Origin of the sequence: Desertivirga xinjiangensis (assembly GCF_024436435.1) — a bacterium.
Lineage (GTDB): Bacteria > Bacteroidota > Bacteroidia > Sphingobacteriales > Sphingobacteriaceae > Desertivirga > Desertivirga xinjiangensis.
In genome coordinates this window covers 317,192-337,304 of the sequence record NZ_JAFMZP010000004.1, presented here as the reverse complement: position 1 = coordinate 337,304, position 20,113 = coordinate 317,192, and the positions used below count along the sequence as shown (strand labels likewise).

The window sequence follows — 20,113 nt, the reverse complement described above, 5'->3', positions numbered from 1 at the left end:
ATGTGCGGTATATCAGGATTTGTTGACTTTTCGGGTAAACTTTCAGAACAAGATATAAGTGATTCACTAACGCTTCTTAAACACCGGGGGCCGGATGATGCTGGTTTTTATTTCAGCAGAACAAACAATTCTTCGATAGCAATGGGAAACAGCAGACTATCTATAATTGATTTATCTGCCAGAGGGCACCAGCCCTTCAAGAGTGATTGTGGAAATTATGTTTTGGTTTTCAACGGAACTATTTACAACTATAAAGAATTAAAGTTAGAACTTTCGAATTATGGTGTGAAATTCAAATCAGATTCGGATACAGAAGTATTGCTTCAAACCTACATCACCTGGCCAGATACTTATTTGAAAAAATTAAACGGAGTATTCGCTTTCTCTATTTACGACGGAATAAAAAACAAGTTTTTTCTTGTCAGAGACAAAATTGGAGTAAAGCCCCTTTTTTATTATTTTGAAAACAACACACTATTGTTTGGATCCGAATTACGGGTGTTTTTAAAGCAGCTCATCGTTCCTAAAAAAATAAACATGGCTGCTCTCAGCTTGTATCTTGAGTATGGTTACTTTCCATCCAAATACAGCATTTTACATAATGTATTCAAAGTTAGCCCTGGAGAAGTTATATCCCTCGATATATCTTCCGGAAAGCTGGAGAAAACCAGATACTGGCATTTAAATACATCCGTAATAGCCGGTGATGAAAACACGGCTTCAATCTTAAAGAATACTCATGAAAAATTAGTACGATCTATTACCAGCAGGTTTATTTCAAATGCACCAACAGGTTTTCTTTTAAGTGGCGGATATGATAGCTCGACAGTGGCAGCAGTTGCCCAAAAACAGCTAGCAAATAAGATTCAGACCTTTACCATTGGATTTAAGGAAGCCAAATATAATGAAGCCCACGATGCTCAAAAAATTGCTGATCATATAGGCAGCGAACATCATACACTATATTTCAACAACTCATTAATCCATGATCTGATTACCTCTTTAGGCCAAACTTTCGATGAACCAATGGGTGACAGCGGAGCTATCCCTTTACTTTTGGCCGGCCAATTAACACAGAAGCACGTTAAGGTACTGCATTCTGCGGAAGGAGGAGATGAACTTTTTGGTGGTTACAATTCTTACTTCCAATCCTTAAAGTACAGCCCGTTTGCCGGCATAGTACCTTTTCCCCCGAGTTTAAAAAAACGTCGCCTGATAAATATTTTCAGTCAAAGTAATCCTTTAAATTTCCACAAAGCCCTTCGTGGTTATTTTACAAAAGAGGAAACACTCTTGCTTACAGGGACTGCCAACGAACTCGAGTTTGACCATAACTCTGATGACAAATTAAATACTCTTTTAAACTTTGATCTTTTAAACTACCTTCCTGACGATCTTCTTATGAAAGCCGACAGGTGTTTAATGCATTTCGGTATTGAAAACCGGGATCCCCTACTGGATATTGACCTGGTTGAATATATTACAGCGTTACCTGGAGACAAAAAATGTCCAGAAAGAAAGGCTAAATACTTGTTGAAAGAAATTGCGCATCAGTATATTCCTAAACATTTATTGGACCGACCCAAAAAGGGCTTTTCAATGCCGGTTGGTATCTGGCTTTCGAATAACCTTAAAGAATTTACTAAGCAAAAAATTCGGACATTAAGTGAGAGAAATTTGCTGAACCCTCAAATAATTTCAAGCACACTGAGCCGTTTTCAACGAAATCCCCAAAGCTATTTCAGCGGACAGATCTGGATACTTTTAGCACTAGAACTTTGGCTTGAAGAGTGGATCGACTAGAGGACCTTTCCTTTTATAGCAATAAGTTTATTCTTTAGCCCGCTTTTAAGGTTTTTCACAAATGCAGCTCTGCCATTATATCTGGTTGTATAGTGCGCCTCTAATATCGCATCAAAACTGGATTTAAAATCAGCAACGCCTCTTAAATCCGCTCCGTAAAGGTCGAAATTATTGATACCCCTGGATCGAAGGTCGTTAAAGATAAAGTTATACAGTGCGGCATGAACTCCTGTATGATAATTAGAATTCGCTGAACTTATCAATAGATTATATGCTTTCGACTGGTGCTGGTCATATAGCACACACGATGATCCAACTAAGCCCTCAGGACTTCGTGCTTCATAAATAAGCATAAAACCATTTTCAAACCAGGCTTTAAAAAGTGATTTGGTCTTTCCTAGCAAGCGATCTGAAAAATGAAAGCGCTTAAGATCATGTATCTGATGATTCCAGACATCGCTAAAAGAAAATGAAACAGATGGTACAATCTTCCTCTCAAATGACTTCTTTACACGAGACTTTATATTATACTCAAAGTTAAGGTCTGTCGTATTTCTTGTATAGGTATAACTAACTTGATATGAAAAGTCCTGCCATTGGAAAGGCCGGATATCACTCACGGGCGGAGGCAAACGAAATTCTATGGAATTGTAAGACCTCTTTAAATCGCCAATCGCCTCTATTAACAAGTTTCGGAATTTGATAGTATCATATTTTAAATCCCACCACAGCCCTGAATAAATAAAATGAGTAGGGACCTTAATTGATTTCCCTTTTACAAAGCAGGCAAAACCAAGCGCTGGTTTTGCCTTAAATTCAGCCATAAAGTATTTTATAGAGTATCTGAAAACCCGGCTTATTGGTTCTAAAAAAACTGGATCAATAAATATCGAAGCACATTCAGTATCCTTCGTAATATTGATCCACTCTTCCTTCGAAATTTCAGTCAGCATTTATTCCCGCAGATTTTCAGCCAACATAATGACATTTTTCAATTAAAACAACTCACTCCATTTGAAACACAATAGGAATCGTAAACATAACCCTTACCCTTTGTTGATTCTGTATTCCAGGAGCCCATCGGGGAGACTTTTTCAATACTCGCACCGCCTCCTCATCACAGCCATGCCCTATCCCTTTTACCACTTTAATATCAGTCAAACTTCCATCCTTCTCCACTATAAAATTGACAAACACCCTCCCCGTTACTCCGATCTCTGATGCAGCAGCAGGATATCTGAGATTTTTTCGCAGGTAGTTGGCAAAAGCCTCTAATCCACCAGGAAACATTGGTTGATGCTCTACAACCTCAAATATTGTTTCTCCAGTAACCCCATTCCCTGTTTCTCCGGAGGTTCCATTTCCTCCTTTTCCTTCCAGGCCTTCTATCACATTGCCTCCTATTTCTGGCCCATCCTGAGTACTGGTACTTATTACCGATGTCATTAGATCTTCAGTTGCGGGTACATCCTGAGTTACCTGGCTCGCATCTACCACTTTTGGAGTGGTCCAGCCAACCGACTTTCCCCTTACAGGTTTAGCCTGGCCCTTTGCGGCTGCCGGAACTTCTATTTTTTTAGGCGGTTTAATGTTCACGACGGTCGCCGTAAACATCTGTTCGTCGAGCAGCTCAACCGGTGGCTCAATAAGCGGTTCCTCTTTAAAATATTTATATATAGCAGGTGAACAAACCAGTATCACAAAAAGGGTTACTGCTGCCAGTAATGATTTTGCTAATCTTGCAGAGTAGTTTTTTCTTAACTCATAAGCGCCATAAGTTTGATTTCTGTTTGCAAATACAACGTCGAGCCACCCGGCATTGTAAAGATTGAATTTGGAACTAAGCATAATAGGTTGTTTTACTTATGATGCCCGGGACCCGATGTATTCCATAAACCAACAAAAATTTTATTGCACTATTATATTTTATAATTAAAAAGCCTTTTTTCTCCAAATCATTAGCTAATTCAAGAGATTTTCCAAATATTTGAAACTGAGAATAGAAAAATCAAAAATAGTCACACATAGTAAAACACTAAATCATGTCAAATCTCCGTTTTCAGGCATTAAATACAGTACTTTCAAGGACAATCCCTGAAGTGAAGGCGCCTTCCGACAAAGTTTCCGACTTTTATGCCTGCAATGTATTCGATAAGAAAAAAATCAAAGAATATTTATCAAAAGATGCTTTTGATAGTGTAAACGATTCAATTGTTCACGGAACCAGAATTGAAAGAGATATTGCTGAACAGGTTGCCTCGGCAATGAAATCATGGGCGATAGCACAAGGTGCAACACATTATACACACTGGTTTCAACCGTTAACAGGAACCACTGCTGAGAAACATGATTCTTTCTTTGAACCGGCAGGCGATGGTACAGCGATTGAGAAATTTTCTGGCGATGCCCTGGCTCAACAGGAACCAGATGCCTCAAGTTTTCCTAACGGTGGTATCAGAAGCACATTCGAAGCCCGTGGCTATACTGCCTGGGATCCGTCGTCGCCAGCTTTTCTGATGGGCAAAACGCTTTGTATTCCTACTGTATTTGTTTCGTACACGGGTGAATCCCTCGATAATAAGGCGCCTCTGTTAAAGGCACTATCCGCGCTTGATAAAGCTGCTGTTTCAGTCGCTCAGTTTTTCGACAAAAGCATAGAAAAGGTTAATGCCTCACTGGGTATTGAACAGGAATACTTTCTTGTCGACCTTGCACTGTTCAATGCACGTCCGGACCTATATCTAACCGGAAGAGCTCTTTTCGGTCATATGTCGGCTAAGAACCAACAACTGGAAGATCACTACTTCGGCTCTATTCCAGACCGGGTGCTTGCTTTTATGCAGGAATTGGAGATCGAGTCCATCAAATTGGGAATTCCTCTAAAAACACGTCATAATGAAGTTGCTCCTTCACAGTTTGAGTGTGCACCGATTTACGAAGAAATTAACCTTGCGATAGATCACAATCAGCTTTTGATGGATCTAATGGATAAGGTGGCACGCCGTCATAACTTTAAGGTGTTATTACACGAAAAGCCATTTGCAGGCGTAAACGGTTCTGGTAAACATAACAACTGGTCCCTGATCACCAACACTGGCAAAAACCTTCTTTCACCAGGAAAAACGCCAAAGAACAACCTGATGTTCCTTACATTCTTTGTAAACACTATTAAAGCTGTTCACGATTATGCAGACCTGTTGAGGGCATCAATTGCATCAGTTAGTAATGATCACCGTCTGGGTGCGAACGAAGCGCCTCCTGCAATTATTTCAATCTTCCTTGGAACTCAGTTAAACGACGTTTTGGATGAGATTGAAACTTCCCGTGTTACCAGCAAAATGAAGAATGAAGCTTCTTTATGGACTAACATTCCTAAAGTTCCTCAGATCTTATTGGATAACACGGATCGTAACCGTACTTCGCCATTTGCGTTTACTGGAAATAAATTTGAATTACGCGCTGTAGGATCTTCAGCAAACTCTGCAAACCCAATGACCATTCTTAATATGATCGTTGCGGATCAATTGAACAAGTTTAAGGTTGACGTCGATAAACTTTTAAAGAAGGGTGAGAAAAAAGACGTAGCGATCATGACTGTGATCAAACGCTATATCAAAGAATCAAAAGCCATCCGTTTTGAAGGGAACGGTTATAGCGACGAATGGGCGCAGGAAGCTGAAGCCAGGGGACTTTCAAACATCAAGACCACACCTAAAGCACTTGATGTTCTGATCACTGAAAAAACCGAAAAGCTTTTTGAGGAATCAGGCGTTTATAGCAAACGTGAAGCGCATGCCCGTCATGAAATCCTTCTGGAAAGCTATTACAAGAAACTTCAGATCGAAGCCCGTGTGATGGGCGAACTGGTCAATAACGTGATCATCCCTGCTTCCGTAGCGTATCAAACAGACCTCATCACTAACGTGAAAGGTTTAAAAGAAATCGGACTTAAAGAGGACAGTTACGCAGCGCAAATGGAGATCATTACTAAAATCTCCGATCACGTGAATTTCATCAGAACCAACGTGAAGGAAATGATCAATGCACGTAAGGAAGCTAATGTTATTGAAGATGTTCGTGAGAAGTCAATTGCTTACGATGAGAAAGTAAAATCTTACTTCGAGCCGATCCGATACCACGTTGATAAGCTTGAGCAACTGATTGCTGATGATAAATGGCCTCTGCCAAAATTCAGAGAACTTTTATTTATCAAATAGGGATCAGATACCTTAAAAAGAAGCCGCCGCAATTTATTTTGAGGCGGCTTCTTTCATTACCTATTCTGCATTCTCATATCTAACAGCTAACTTTGCAGCCGATGTCAGACTTAAAATACAATCAGCGCGGTGTTTCTGCCGGCAAAGAGGACGTTCACAACGCAATAAAAAACATAGATAAAGGCTTATTCCCAAAAGCATTTTGCAAGATCATTCCTGATATTCTAGGTGGAGATGATGCCTGGTGTAATATTATGCATGCTGATGGTGCAGGAACAAAATCATCGCTTGCCTACGTCTACTGGAAAGAGACCGGCAATATTTCCGTTTGGAAAGGGATAGCGCAAGATGCGATTATCATGAATATCGACGACCTTCTCTGTGTGGGTGCGACAAATAATATCCTACTTTCCTCTACTATAGGCAGAAACAAGAATTTGATCCCTGGCGAAGTTATTGCCGAAATTATCAATGGTACAGAAGAAATTCTTTCTGACCTCAGAGCTCTGGGAATGGGAATTTACTCGACCGGGGGAGAAACGGCTGATGTCGGCGACCTGGTTCGCACCATCATTGTTGATTCAACCGTTACCTGCCGCATGAAGAGAGATGAGGTAATTTCTAACGACCGCATCAAAGCTGGTGATGTTATTGTTGGCCTTTCTTCTTACGGGAAAGCATCCTACGAGAAGGAATATAATGGAGGTATGGGATCTAATGGCTTAACTTCTGCACGTCACGATGTTTTCCATAAATATGTGGCAGAGAAATATCCTGAAAGTTACGATCCTGCAGTTCCTTATGAATTGATATTTGCCGGCAATAAAAAGCTTACCGACCAAATAGAAATAGGAACGAATGAAACTGTGTCAGCAGGTAAACTGGTACTTTCACCCACACGTACTTACGCTCCGGTGATCATTAAGATTCTCGAAGCTTTTCGTTCGCAAATCAATGGAATGGTGCATTGCAGTGGTGGAGCCCAAACTAAAGTACTTCATTTTGTTGACAACCTTCACATCATAAAAGATAACCTATTCCCCATCCCTCCGCTGTTTAAGTTGATCCAGGAAGAATCGGCCACCAGCTGGGAAGAAATGTACAAAGTATTTAACATGGGTCATCGTATGGAAATTTATGTACCTGAGGCTATCGCTTCTGAAATCATTAAAATTTCCGAGGGCTTCGGCATCAGTGCCCAGGTGGTTGGAAGAGTTGAAGCAGCTGATACAAAAAAGGTGACTGTTAGATCAGAATACGGCGAATTTATTTATCATTAATCTCAATATCTCACAGAAGGACCTATAAGACTTGATAATTTTGCAGGTCTTTTTTTTTATTTACAAAAATCAACAGATTTGTAGTTCTCCCTCTTATCTTCCGGTGTTTACACGCATGAGAATGAAATACTCTATTTTTTTAAAAAAAAGATATTCAATTTGAAATCTTTTCGCGAACTTGTATAAATTATAAACCAAAATATTTACCATGACACTGGCAATTATAATTTTATGCGTTTTAATGGCATATGGCTGGATGGCCTATGAGATAGCAAATGCAGCCGTCCTGGAAGACGAAGAATAACTGCCCTTTTTGCTCTTGAACTTTCATTATTTGCACAAAGTTTACCTGGTTTTATTCCGGCACTCTATAGGTATAAAGACAGCCTTTATGCAAACGTTGGTATTTTCCAACTAAAATATTACAATCATTTGGTATAAAAGGCCTTATCGGGAACGATTGCACAAAAATATATTCCCATTCTTAAGCTAAAAAATTTAAAACTTGCTACTCTTGTATTTAGGGATATAACCAATTATCTCGTTTCAAATACTAAAACAAATAAACTGACCGTGAAATCATTTGTAACTACACTACTTTTACTTTTTACTATTACTGGTACCAGGGCACAGCTCAAAACGTATCCTGATAAAATTACGGTATCACAGGATGGAAGCGCAGATTATACGACAATACAGGAAGCTATAAATTCGGTACGCGATCTTGGTCATCAGCGGGTTATCATTTATATAAAAAAGGGAGTATACAAAGAAAAGGTTGTGATCCCTTCCTGGAAATCAAATCTTTCGCTCGTAGGAGAAAACCCCGAAAATACTGTTATCAGTTGGAACGACTATTCCGGAAAATTGAACGCCAAGGGTAAAGATGCTTTGGGCCTGGAGAAATTCTCAACATTTAATTCTTATACCCTTCTTATTCAAGGCAATGATATCCATATTGAAAACCTTACTATCGAAAATACTGCAGGCAGAGTGGGGCAAGCCGTAGCCTTGCATACAGAGGGAGATCGCATAATAATTACCAATTGCAAGATAACCGGAAACCAGGATACCCTGTATACCGCAAAAGAAACCAGCCGCCAGTATTTTAGAAATTGCCATATTGAAGGGACCACCGATTTTATCTTCGGTGAAGCAACAGTAGTATTCGAACGTTGTACAATTAAAAGCCTTAGCAATTCATACATTACAGCTGCTGCTACCCGTCCCGGGCAAGCGTTCGGATACGTCTTTCTTGACTGCAAGCTGATAGCAGATTCAGCAGCAACAAAGGTGTTTTTAGGAAGACCCTGGCGACCATATGCACAGACGGTCTTTATCCGTACAGAAATGGGTGACCACATAGTGCCTGAAGGCTGGAATCCATGGAAAGGAGACAAGATGTTCCCTGATAAAGAGAAGACTGCTTTTTATGCCGAATACGCGAACACGGGTGCAGGAGCTGACACCAGCAAGCGAGTTTCATGGTCTAGACAGCTAACGAAAAAACAGGTTGAAAAATACACGATACAAAATATTTTTTCAGGTTCAAAACCTTGGGTTCCTGCAACTAAATAAGTAATCAATTATTTAAATGAGCAATTCAAGCGCATTCGCTAGTCTAAACTTCAAATTATAACCTTTAACACACAATGAATATAGATCAGTTAAAAACCGTTCTTTTTTCCGCTTTCCTTTTTGCTTCAGTATCCGGCAATGGACAAGTCAAAAGCCAGCCAGATTACGTATCAGAGGTTTGGGTTTCTGACCAGCGCAACGGTACTTATAAAAACCCGGTTTTAAATGCCGATTACTCAGATCCTGATGCTATCAGAGTGGGCAATGACTTTTACTTAATTTCTTCATCTTTCGAAGACATTCCAGGCTTACCGGTACTACATTCCAAAGACCTTGTAAACTGGACCATCATCGGACATGCTGTAACTCGCCTGGCGCCTTTTGATCATTTTTCGAAACCTCAACATGGCAACGGGGTTTGGGCCCCCTCTATAAGATACAGAAATGGTGAATTTCTGATCTATTACCCTGATCCCGATTTTGGAATTTTTCTTACAAAGGCTAAAAATCCAGCCGGTCCATGGTCTGAACCAATACTCGTTGAAGCAGGAAAAGGCTTGATAGACCCATGCCCTCTCTGGGATGAAGATGGAAAAGTTTACCTTGTGCACGCTTATGCGGGAAGCAGGGCTGGTATAAAAAGCGTGATCGTGGTGAAAAAAATGAACAGCGAAGGCACCAAAACGATTGATCAGGGAGTGTTGGTTTACGATGGGCACGAAACTGATGTCACCATTGAAGGTCCCAAATTTTATAAGCGAAATGGTTATTATTATATTTTTGCTCCGGCCGGGGGCGTACCTACGGGCTGGCAACTGGTTTTACGTTCGAAAAATGTCTATGGTCCCTATGAGCGAAAGGTGGTAATGGCTCAGGGAAAAACGCCGGTTAATGGACCGCATCAGGGAGCTTGGGTTAACACTCAAAGCGGAGAAGACTGGTTCCTGCATTTCCAGGACAAGGAAGCTTATGGTAGGGTAGTCCATCTCAATCCAATGAAATGGATTGATAATTGGCCGGTAATAGGAACTGATTCGGACGGCGATGGGACAGGCGACCCTGTGCTTACCTATAAAAAACCGGATGTTGGAAAAACACATCCAATAGTAACACCAATAGAAAGCGATGAATTTAACGGGACAAAACTTGGGCTACAATGGCAATGGCATGCCAATTCAAAGGCTACCTGGTCTTTCAGTAATCCGGCAAAAGGCACTCTAAGGTTATTCACCGATGAAATACCCGGGGAAGCTAAAAATCTTTGGGAAACACCTAATGTTCTGTCACAAAAATTCCCGGCAGACATATTCATGGCGACCACCAAACTGAATTTCTCTCCGAACAATACTAAAATAGAAAACGAAAAAACTGGCCTGGCCATCATGGGCCTAAGCTACGCCAACCTGGCACTCAAAAGTAAGAAAGATGGCGTGTACCTGGTATATACAATTTGTAAGGATGCAGACCGAGGAAAACCTGAAGATGAAAAAACAATTTTAAAACTCAGTAACCCAAAGGCCGATATTTACTTCCGAGTAAAAATCACCGATGGCGCTAAATGTCGGTTTAGTTATAGCTTAGATGGCCTCTCCTATACTGATGCTGGCGACGAATTTCAGGCCGAAGTTGGCAAATGGAAAGGTGCCAAAGTAGGACTTTTTGCTACCCGTGAAACAGTAACTAATGATTCGGGATATGCAGATTTTGATTGGTTCAGGATTGAAAAAGTAATTCAAAACTGAGCCATCAGTTTTTAGAAATAAAAACCGTTTTGCTCTAAACTTAAATAGTGCAAAACGGTTTTATATTTTCGACATAGACCAGATGAATAATGTAATCATGTACGATCATGTTGCAGGAAATTGCAGCAAATCGGTGGCTCGGGCATACAGTACCTCTTTTTTTTCTGCAATCAACCTTCTCAGAAAGGATCTCAGAACTCCCGTTTGCGCTATTTATGGAATGGTGAGGCTAGCCGACGAAATTGTCGATACGTTTCATGATCACGATAAAAAAACCTTGCTGAAGCATTTCAAGGAAGATACTTTCAGGGCGATTGATGATAAGATCAGTCTTAATCCGATATTGCAAAGCTTTCAACAAACAGTACATCAATATCAGATAGACAGAGAGCTCATAGTGGCATTTTTCAACAGCATGGAGACAGATCTTGACCAACAATCTTGTTTTACACAGGCGGAATATCAGCAATACATCTATGGGTCGGCAGAAGTTGTCGGGTTAATGTGTCTTTCGGTATTTTGCAAAGGCAATAAAAAGCAGTTTGAAACGCTTAAGGGATATGCAAGAGCTTTGGGTGCTGCCTTTCAAAAAATAAATTTTTTGAGAGATTTACAATCTGATGTAGATGATCTCGAACGAGCCTATTTTCCGGATTTTCAGAAAAATCGCTTTGATGAATTTGAAAAGCAAAAAATAGAAGATGATATTGAAGAGGATTTTAAAATGGCTTATAAAGGCATAAAATTATTGCCCCTTAGTGCCAGATTTGGTGTATACGTAGCTTACAAATATTATCTAGCACTCTTTAAAAAAGTTAAACGTACGCATCCGCAGGTTATTCTTGCAAAACGGATCCGCATTTCAAATCACATGAAACTGGTTATTGTATGTAAGGCGGGATTAAGAAATCAGCTTAATCTAATATGAGTTAAATGAAGACTATTACCGAGGTGATTTTGGTGGATTCGAATGACCGACCTCTTGGAACTATGGAGAAGTTAGAGGCGCATCAAAAAGGGTTTCTTCACAGGGCTTTCTCCGTTTTTATAAGGAACAATGAAGGGAAGATGCTCCTGCATAAAAGAGCAGTGTCCAAATATCATTCCCCGGGACTGTGGACCAATGCATGCTGCAGCCATCCCTTTCCAGGAGAAACTACGTTAAGCGCGGCTAAGCGCCGTTTATATGAAGAAATGGGATTTAACTGCGAGCTACAAGAGGTTGCCTCATTTACCTATCAAACCTCCTTTCCAAACGGACTTATTGAACATGAGTTTGATCATATTTTAATTGGTGACTACACTGGGCAGGTTGACCCAAATCCAGACGAAGTATGCGATTATAAATGGCTGTTCCCTTCAGAGATAGATTTACTTCTAAAAGAAAACAAAAAAGATTTCACTTTCTGGTTTTTAATTGCATACCCAAAGGTGAAAGATATATTAAGCAATAATGAGTTTTAAAAGAAAATATTTTATACTGGTGCCTGTAATTGTTGGATTGTTGTGGATGATAAAAGACTCCTTTACTCAACCCGGAACGTCCGATCTCAAAGGAAACTTCGAGGAATTGGACTTTAAACGTAACGAGCAGAACACTGGACCTGTGATCCGTATTTATGCAGTTAGTGTCGCAGACACCTTGTGGAATGAGATGGAGCAATACGGCAAATTGATGCCGCATACCAAGTACGGCACCACACGAGTATTTTTTTTTAAGAGAGGAAACTTTCCCAAGGGTGTTGATATTTCCCTGGACGGGGATAACATCAACAATGACCTGAAAAGATCCTGCCTGGCCAGGTATGAAAAGAATGCTATGGGACAAACTTTTTTAAGCAAATATCCATTCTCAATTAATTGAACTGAAAGAGGTTTTATATGGAGTTTAAAATTATCAGCCATGGAAGCGACGAATATAAAGAAATGGTCACCTTAAGAAGCCAGGTTCTGCGTAAACCTCTGGGCTTGCATTTTGATGAGGAATATCTTGAGAAGGAAAAAAGCACCATCCTTATAGGATGTTTTAAACAGGACACAATGATAGCATGCTGCCTCCTCAGAACAATCTCGGAAAATGTCATTCAGCTACAACAAATGGCAGTGCAACCTAAACTTCAAGGAAAACACATTGGCACTAAGCTTATTGGTTTTGCGGAAGAACACGCAAAAAAAGCGGGCTTCCTCAAATTATTTCTACATGCTCGGAAAACAGCAGTTGGCTTTTATCAGAAATTAGGATATGAGATTTTAGGGGATGAATTTGAAGAAGTAAGTATCCCGCACTTTATGATGAAAAAAGAATTGTAGACGCAATTAAGCCACAGAATACGTCTGTGGCTTTTTAATTTAATCATCTCTTCCTAAAGCTCTCCCCTGGAAGCATTATACAACTCCCACCAGTCCTGGTGACTAAGATCGATATTAAAGGACTCCGCAATATTTCGGATACGTTGTTCACTGGTTGTGCCAATAAGAGGTAGTGCTCCCAGTTTAATTAACCAAGCCACAGCCAGTGATTCTTTATCAACATGATACTTTTCACTAATCTCCTCGAGTTTGGCCCGCACCCTTACTGCCTGAGGATCGCCCCCCTCCAGTATCCTTCCTCTTGCCAAAGGCGAAGAAGCCAATGGCCGCATATACCGTTGCTTAATATAATCAATCTGCCCGTTATCCAATGCGGTAGTGTTTAGCAAATTCAATTCAATATGATTGGTAACAATACGCTTTTTAAGATAAGACGCCAGAAGCTGATGTTGAAATACCGAGAAGTTAGCAACGCCGATATTCTTGATTTTACCCGAGTCTTTCAGCTTTTCCAGAGTAAACGCCGTTTCTTCAAGGTTTGAAATTGGATCCAGATGATCCAGTAAAAAGATATCTATATAATCCGTTTTAAGTTTTCTTAATGAATCTTCTACGCTTTTTTGGATATGGTCACTCGAAGTATCATAATGTCTGACATACACTCCAGGCTGGCTCACGTGAGGTAAACGCAGGCCACACTTGGTAAACAAAACGATATCTTCCCTTTTAAATGATTTTTTTGCTATTAGGTTTCCGAATGTCTCCTCACACTGATACCCTCCATTGGAATCTGCATGGTCAAAAGTATTGATCCCTAACTCAAGACATAAGTTAACGATTTTTTCCATGGTTGCGGTGGTATCACTCACCTCGTTATTCCACCTGTAGAAACCATAAATAGCAGGCGATACTTTCGGACCTGCATCACTTAAATATATTTTTTCCATTTTTAACTTTTGCCTTTTACAATTATCGTATATAATGGCAATTAAAAGAATTTAAATTACAATTATTTTCACCCCGACGTTTATCCCTAAAACGGCTGTAACACATACCAAACGTAACACGTATAATTCAACATATAAACTTAAAATTATGTACAGGGAAGGGAAGTATGTTTTGTATGCGGGTTACTTAAGAGAAGTAGTCGGAGAGTTTAACAATAATCTTATCATTGAAAACGGATATCAGTACATCCTGATTCCCGGTAATTTGTATCCAATCCTCAATTTGCCGGACCTTATACGCAATGATTAATATAAGCGCAAAACGAATTTATAGTAATCCCCCGCAGTCTGGATTGTATTATTTTACCAGAGAGTTCAGATAAACTTCGACATTCGTATATTGTTTTTCCAGCCTGTACTGATTAGCATCTCCGGCCTTCGAGGGATCTAGTTTATGAACCTTTTCCCAATCGTCCGGCATACCGTCTTCATCTGAGTCCAAAAGAACTCCGCTGGTTTTTAGTTCAGGCCAGGCTTTTTTGCTCTTACTATATTCGGCACCATGTTTATAACCTCCCTGCACATCTATCAGGCGGCCCATTCTGCTTTCTACATCTCTGATGATTCGCTGATCGATGGTATCCCGGGCGGGCAAACTTGCGCCTGCGCTGCGAAGGACCAATTTATACGTATCTTTCGCTGAATGTGTGGTAATAGGCTCTGCAGGAAAGGCTGAATTAACTTTTGCAAGCATCTTGTCTTCTTCAGTCCCCTGGTTCATTTCAACCCCCATCCAGTTATCATTGCTTACTTCTGATGAGCCATCGACATAATTTCCCTCGATAAAAAATTTTCCGAAGGGAAGCCTTCCCTCGAGTTTATATGGATTTGCAATTCTGTATCGCACATTTTCCTTTGTAGAAGGTCCGTATTTGTAATAATTATTCACAAGGTTGTAATTACCTCCCTCGCCCCCGTACACATTATTGGTCCCCCAGTTAAATATTACATTATTTCTAAAGTCTACAAACTCCTGTGGAATATGCCGGTTGCCTTCAAAACGGGGGGTGCGGCTGTTACAATGTGCAAAAAGATTATGATGTGCTGACAGGTGTGCTCCACCCCAGATGCCTCCAAATCCATGCTGCTCAAAGTCTTTATCGCCTTTTTCGAAATGATAGGAATAATTAAGTGGCTCCGAGATGAGGTTCCATTGCAGGGTGGTACTGTCGCCTGCGTAAAGGGAAAAGGCTTCGTCAGTACTCCAGCTCATTGTACAATGATCAATAATAATATTCTTTTGTTTACTTCCGCCACTTAGGGCATCGTCCGAGCCTCCTCCGTCAATCATTCCTTTATTCTGATATCTGTCTCCCATTCGAAAACGAATATATCGCAGAATGACATTACTCGCATTGATACCTACCGGATAATCAGCTATACAGATGCCATCCCCGGGAGCAGTTTGTCCAGCAATGGTTACATTGTTGCCACTGATAGTTAGCTTCGACTTAAGATGAATGGTTCCTGATACAGAAAAAACTATAACTCTGGGATACTTCGCGTCAAGTGCATTTCGTAAACTACCGGGCCCATTGTCATTCAAGTTTATAACCCGCAATACCTTACCTCCACGCCCTCCCGTCGCATACTTACCGAAACCCTCTGCTCCCGGAAAAGCTATCGGTTGTGAAACAACAGGGCATCCAATAATACATAGTAATAACGCAGCTAGAAATCTCCCTATCTGGTACTTTAAGCCTCTTTTCCTAAAAAACATGCTTGTACCTCCATTGAAATCTATATTAAAAAATTAATTTTTTTGTTACCCAGAAACCTGGCGGGCCTCAATCCCGGCTCTCTTCACCCATATATCACCGCTTATTATAGAATTGAAAACAGGGCTTTTCAAAAGCAACCTGGCTGAAAATACTGACAAGATGAAAATTACTGTTCCATAAGCTAGTTCTAAGGGTATATAGTCCGCAGTATGCAATTGTCCGAATTTTATGATCTTGCCGGATAAAAACTTCCCTACATAAAGATAGTAAGGATGTATGAGATAAATAAGAAAAACGGTTTTATCTGCAAAATATTTAGTAAAATCAACTCTGTTCCTTATCCCATAGAGGAAGGTTAGAAATACGATAGTATAGAGTATATTACTCATGCGCAGAATATTGTTTGGATCCGTGCCCTGAACATTTTCCTGGATATAATAGCTCTCAAAAACCGCACATACGAAGAAAGTAATACTCAGGCCACAAAAAAGTAATTTTAAAAACAGGTTGCGAGAGGCGTTTTTAATAATATTCTTTACCTGAGGATAGTAGATATGTAACAAGCGCCCGGCAAAAAAGAAGGTAAAAAAGGCTAGAATGGCGCTATTATGTCGCCGGGGAACCCAATGGTAATAAATGTTGACGCTATAAAAAATGGTGATCAAAACTGCCGGGATGAGCAATAAGCTCAGACTCCGCCGCCCGCGAATGAAGCTATTAATCATCAGGATCAAAAAGAGATTAATAGGGAACCAATATATTGATCGAAAAAAAATATTGTACAGCTCAGTGTAAATAAAGCTCTTGCTGATAACGGCTGTTTGTTCGCCGATAAAAGGCAAAACCCCTATATTCAGGATAATCCAGGGTAGAATAAATAGCAGGGAGGGAAAAAGAATGGTTGTGGTTTTTCGGTAGAGAAGCTGTTCTGTTGTGTACTTCGAGATTGTTTTTTCGAAGAGGAAACCTGAAATGATCATAAATAACAGAGATCCGAATTTGGAAAACTGGCCATAAATAAGATATGTCAAAGAGTAGTGGGTATCGGCTTCAATTCCAAGCTGGGAATGATTCAAAATGATAGCCATGATAGCAATTACACGCAGGTTGGCTATCGATGCGAAATACGCTTTTTTTTCCATAGTAACAGGTAGACTGTATTATTTACAAATCAATCCTGTTATTGTTACAGTTTTTTGAGAAGTTTTGCGAATTAGATATAATTTATTCATTGTTCATGTAACAACGCAAAACACTGAGCGCTATTTGCACTATGACGAGAATCCTTGAGGCTAATTGCCTTTTTATAAAGTTTGATGCTAATCACTTTTCAGCACGCTGAAATTTTTTCATGCCAATGTAACGCATTAATAAAACTTACGTCTATTTAGATATAAACTCTCAAATAACAAACACAATGAAAACGCTCAAAACTCTCTTCGCCACCTTGCTTCTCTTAGTATCAATGTCAGCCCGTTCATTCGCCCGCGATGAGCCTAACACTATTAGTAAACTAAGTATGGATTATGCACTCAAAACTTATATCGATGCGGTTTCCTTAGGAAAGGTTAAAGGATTCTCTGATGTTCTTGATAACGATGTGAAGTTTACTGTCACCCGAGGTGATAAAATCATAAATTACAGCAAGTTTGACATGGTTAATTCTCTGAAAAACACTTCAGACGTAAAACAAAACTGCAGTACGACATACAATGTAGTAGAGCAAAACAATTCGCAAGCCGTGGTTAAGGTAACCATGAAATATGAGAACTTCTCGAAAATAAACTATGTGACATTGGCTAACACCACCCGGGGTTGGAAAATAACCAATGTTTCAAGTTCTTTTAGTTAATTTAGTTTTAGATAGAGCCAAGCTGTCGGCGGCAGCTTGGTTTATGCGGTTTTATCATCGCTTCTATTAAGCCTATTCTCAAAAAACAGGAACGGTAAAAATGCTTTCGCGCCCTTTATTTTCCACACGGCGCCATTTAAACAGTAAAGTAAAACCTCAATTTCCGAAACTTGCTTCCTCTCATACTCTGCCAGAACCTGCAAACAAGCGCCACAAGGAGTTACCGGATTTTCGACAACAAACTTGTCTGTATAAGAGGTGATAGCTATATGGGTAATCTTCTCATTCGGATAGTTGGAACCAAAATTAAACAACGCTGCACGCTCTGCACATAGGCCGGACGGAAAAGCAGCATTCTCCTGATTGCTCCCATGGATTATTTTTCCACTTTCCAGCAATATTGCCGCCCCAACCCTGAAACCAGAATAGGGAGAATAAGAAGAGTTAAGGGCTTTCTCTGCTTCCAGACACAACTGTTTATCTTCAGGGCCCAGTTCTGCTATCGTATTATAAATATGGAAAGCTATACTTAGTGTTTTTTCGGTAACCATCCTTAAAATCTATGCAGCGGTTTCAGCCTCTATAGTTTCTGCGCTGGCCGCAAACTGAGCGTCATCCTTTTCCACTCGCAGGTTACCTACTATATGTTGTTGGCGGTTAGGTGTATTTTTTCCCATAAAATATTCCAGCAAAGAATGAATGTTGGCGTCTTTCAAAATTACGGGATCAAGGCGGATGTCCTTTCCAATAAATAACCCGAACTCGTCGGGTGATATTTCGCCCAAACCTTTAAACCGTGTGATTTCAGGCTTTACTCCCAGTTTCGCTATTGCCCTTTGCCGCTCTTCATCGCTGTAGCAATAAATGGTTTCTTTTTTATTGCGCACCCTAAATAAAGGGGTTTGGAGGATAGATACATGTCCGGCTTTTACCAGATCTGGAAAGAACTGAAGAAAGAATGTCATCATCAGCAAACGAATGTGCATCCCGTCCACATCCGCGTCAGTTGCTATAACAATATTATTATACCGCAGGGCATCCAGACCATCCTCTATATTAAGCGCATGCTGCAATAAGTTAAACTCCTCATTTTCGTAAACCACTTTTTTGGTAAGCCCGAAGCAATTAAGCGGTTTTCCCTTTAAACTGAACACAGCCTGGGTCATCACATCCCTCGATTTGGTTATCGAACCACTTGCAGAGTCCCCCTCCGTAATGAATAAAGTTGTTTCCTGTTTACGTTCATGATTATCGTCAAAGTGTATTTTACAGTCACGGAGTTTCCGGTTATGCAGAGAAGCCTTTTTTGCACGCTCATTCGCCAGCTTTTTAATTCCAGCTATATCCTTTCGTTCCCGTTCAGACTGTTGAATCCGCTTCAATAAGGCATCAGCAGTTTCGGTATGCTTATGCAAATAATCATCTAATGCTTTTTTCACAAAATCATTGATAAAACCCCTGACAGAAGGGCCTTCCGGTCCGATATTTTGCGAGCCTAGTTTGGTCTTGGTTTGCGATTCGAATACGGGCTCCTGCACTTTAATTGCAATTGCAGCCACAATAGAAGCCCGGATATCGGCGGCATCGAATTCCTTTTTATAGAACTCACGCACGGTCTTGACCACAGCCTCCCTGAAAGCGGCCTGATGTGTTCCGCCCTGAGTGGTATGCTGACCGTTCACGAAAGAATAATACTCCTCTCCATACTGCTGACCATGGGTCATCGCAATTTCAATATCTTCACCTTTAAGGTGAATAATAGGATACCGCATTCCTTCCTGATCGGTATTCTTTACCAATAAGTCATGCAGTCCCCGCTCTGAAAAATATTTTTGACCATTGAAATTTATAGTTAGGCCTGAATTCAAGAAGACGTAATTCCAGATCATATTTTCGATAAACTCCGGAATAAACCTGTAATTTCTAAAGATAGAATCATCCGGAATAAAGTTTATAGCAGTTCCATTCCGCTGAGTAGTGTCTTTTTCAGCCTCGTCTCTGATGAGTTCGCCCCTTGCAAACTCTGCGATCTTCGTTTTGCCATCGCGGTAAGACTGAACTGTAAAACTTGTAGATAATGCGTTAACGGCTTTTGTACCCACCCCGTTCAGACCTACTGATTTTTGGAAAGCTTTTGAATCGTATTTACCACCTGTGTTAATTTTTGAAACACAATCTATTACCTTGCCCAACGGAATACCCCGGCCATAGTCGCGGATATTTACTTTATGCTCGCTAATATTGACCTCAATCGTTCTGCCCGCTCCCATCACAAACTCGTCTATTGAGTTATCAACTATTTCCTTTAACAAAACATAAATACCATCATCGTATGCGGATCCGTCTCCCAGCTTGCCAATATACATACCTGGCCTAAGACGGATGTGCTCTTTCCAGTCTAATGACCGGATACTATCCTCACTATAATTTACGTTCTCGCTTAAATTCTCTGCCATATTCTATCGGATTTGGAAAGATAAAGATTGATCCTACATCAAACTTATACAAAACTAAAAATTTTCGCATTTGATAGAATAACAAATCATCAACAATTGTCTGATTGCGTACTATTTTTCATACATCTCGGAAACCCTGGACTAATA

At 40.2% G+C, this 20,113-nt stretch carries 18 protein-coding genes; 11 read left to right on the top strand and 7 right to left on the bottom strand.

Going from position 1 to position 20,113, the window contains the following annotated elements; translation table 11 throughout:
* Positions 1–1,803: an asparagine synthase (glutamine-hydrolyzing) gene (gene asnB, locus J3P37_RS12725; protein WP_256011593.1), complete on the top strand. Its 1,803-nt coding sequence runs from the start codon at positions 1–3 to the stop codon at positions 1,801–1,803.
* Here asnB and J3P37_RS12720 read toward each other — a convergent pair.
* Together J3P37_RS12720 and J3P37_RS12715 are read right to left on the bottom strand one after the other, a co-directional pair.
* The gene (locus tag J3P37_RS12720; RefSeq protein WP_256011591.1) at positions 1,800–2,756 is read right to left on the bottom strand and encodes a GNAT family N-acetyltransferase; all 957 of its coding nucleotides are present in this window, start codon (positions 2,754–2,756) and stop codon (positions 1,800–1,802) included. The genes asnB and J3P37_RS12720 overlap by 4 nt on opposite strands.
* Before the next feature lie 52 nt (positions 2,757–2,808).
* Complete coding sequence (locus J3P37_RS12715; RefSeq protein ID WP_256011590.1) at positions 2,809–3,651, bottom strand: energy transducer TonB; 843 nt, start codon at positions 3,649–3,651, stop codon at positions 2,809–2,811.
* A gap of 194 nt (positions 3,652–3,845) precedes the next feature.
* On the opposite strand from J3P37_RS12715, the gene J3P37_RS12710 reads away from it, so the two are divergent.
* The 8 genes from J3P37_RS12710 (at position 3,846) to J3P37_RS12675 (ending at position 12,930) form a co-directional block, all read left to right on the top strand.
* Complete coding sequence (locus tag J3P37_RS12710) at positions 3,846–6,020, top strand: glutamine synthetase III family protein (protein ID WP_256011589.1); 2,175 nt, start codon at positions 3,846–3,848, stop codon at positions 6,018–6,020.
* Between the two features lie 101 nt (positions 6,021–6,121).
* Complete coding sequence (locus J3P37_RS12705) at positions 6,122–7,300, top strand: AIR synthase related protein (protein ID WP_256011587.1); 1,179 nt, start codon at positions 6,122–6,124, stop codon at positions 7,298–7,300.
* A 573-nt stretch (positions 7,301–7,873) separates the two neighbouring features.
* The gene (locus J3P37_RS12700) at positions 7,874–8,878 is read left to right on the top strand and encodes a pectinesterase family protein (protein ID WP_256011586.1); all 1,005 of its coding nucleotides are present in this window, start codon (positions 7,874–7,876) and stop codon (positions 8,876–8,878) included.
* 74 nt (positions 8,879–8,952) lie between these two features.
* The gene (locus J3P37_RS12695) at positions 8,953–10,620 is read left to right on the top strand and encodes a glycoside hydrolase family 43 protein (protein WP_256011585.1); all 1,668 of its coding nucleotides are present in this window, start codon (positions 8,953–8,955) and stop codon (positions 10,618–10,620) included.
* Between the two features lie 82 nt (positions 10,621–10,702).
* On the top strand, positions 10,703–11,548 hold the full coding sequence (locus J3P37_RS12690; RefSeq protein WP_256011584.1) for a phytoene/squalene synthase family protein: 846 nt from the start codon (positions 10,703–10,705) through the stop codon (positions 11,546–11,548).
* Positions 11,549–11,553: 5 nt separating this feature from the next.
* On the top strand, positions 11,554–12,084 hold the full coding sequence (gene idi / locus J3P37_RS12685; protein WP_256011583.1) for an isopentenyl-diphosphate Delta-isomerase: 531 nt from the start codon (positions 11,554–11,556) through the stop codon (positions 12,082–12,084).
* Positions 12,074–12,484: a hypothetical protein gene (locus tag J3P37_RS12680; protein ID WP_256011581.1), complete on the top strand. Its 411-nt coding sequence runs from the start codon at positions 12,074–12,076 to the stop codon at positions 12,482–12,484. The genes idi and J3P37_RS12680 overlap by 11 nt, the downstream gene beginning before the upstream one ends.
* Positions 12,485–12,501: 17 nt before the next feature.
* Entirely contained in the window at positions 12,502–12,930 is a 429-nt protein-coding gene (locus J3P37_RS12675) for a GNAT family N-acetyltransferase (protein ID WP_256011579.1), read from the top strand.
* A 53-nt stretch (positions 12,931–12,983) separates the two neighbouring features.
* Here J3P37_RS12675 and J3P37_RS12670 read toward each other — a convergent pair whose 3' ends face one another.
* Positions 12,984–13,877 carry an aldo/keto reductase gene (locus J3P37_RS12670; protein ID WP_256011578.1) on the bottom strand — a complete coding sequence of 298 codons (894 nt, stop codon included), beginning with the start codon at positions 13,875–13,877 and terminating at the stop codon, positions 12,984–12,986.
* Between the two features lie 148 nt (positions 13,878–14,025).
* Between J3P37_RS12670 and J3P37_RS12665 the strand changes: the two genes are divergently transcribed.
* A complete protein-coding gene (locus J3P37_RS12665) occupies positions 14,026–14,187 on the top strand; it encodes a hypothetical protein (RefSeq protein WP_256011577.1) in 162 nt (53 codons plus the stop codon).
* Positions 14,188–14,235: 48 nt separating this feature from the next.
* On the opposite strand, the gene J3P37_RS12660 is transcribed toward J3P37_RS12665, so the two are convergent.
* Together J3P37_RS12660 and J3P37_RS12655 are read right to left on the bottom strand one after the other, a co-directional pair.
* A complete protein-coding gene (locus tag J3P37_RS12660) occupies positions 14,236–15,657 on the bottom strand; it encodes a pectate lyase family protein (RefSeq protein WP_256011576.1) in 1,422 nt (473 codons plus the stop codon).
* Positions 15,658–15,702: 45 nt separating this feature from the next.
* Positions 15,703–16,800: an acyltransferase family protein gene (locus tag J3P37_RS12655; protein ID WP_256011575.1), complete on the bottom strand. Its 1,098-nt coding sequence runs from the start codon at positions 16,798–16,800 to the stop codon at positions 15,703–15,705.
* A 275-nt stretch (positions 16,801–17,075) separates the two neighbouring features.
* Here J3P37_RS12655 and J3P37_RS12650 point away from each other — a divergent pair, with 275 nt between their 5' ends.
* A complete protein-coding gene (locus tag J3P37_RS12650) occupies positions 17,076–17,510 on the top strand; it encodes a nuclear transport factor 2 family protein (RefSeq protein WP_256011573.1) in 435 nt (144 codons plus the stop codon).
* Between the two features lie 41 nt (positions 17,511–17,551).
* Here J3P37_RS12650 and J3P37_RS12645 read toward each other — a convergent pair whose 3' ends face one another.
* A complete protein-coding gene (locus tag J3P37_RS12645) occupies positions 17,552–18,061 on the bottom strand; it encodes a cytidine deaminase (RefSeq protein ID WP_256011572.1) in 510 nt (169 codons plus the stop codon).
* Positions 18,062–18,070: 9 nt separating this feature from the next.
* Positions 18,071–19,966 carry a DNA topoisomerase IV subunit B gene (locus J3P37_RS12640; RefSeq protein WP_256011571.1) on the bottom strand — a complete coding sequence of 632 codons (1,896 nt, stop codon included), beginning with the start codon at positions 19,964–19,966 and terminating at the stop codon, positions 18,071–18,073.
* Between the last annotated feature and the right edge of the window lie 147 nt (positions 19,967–20,113).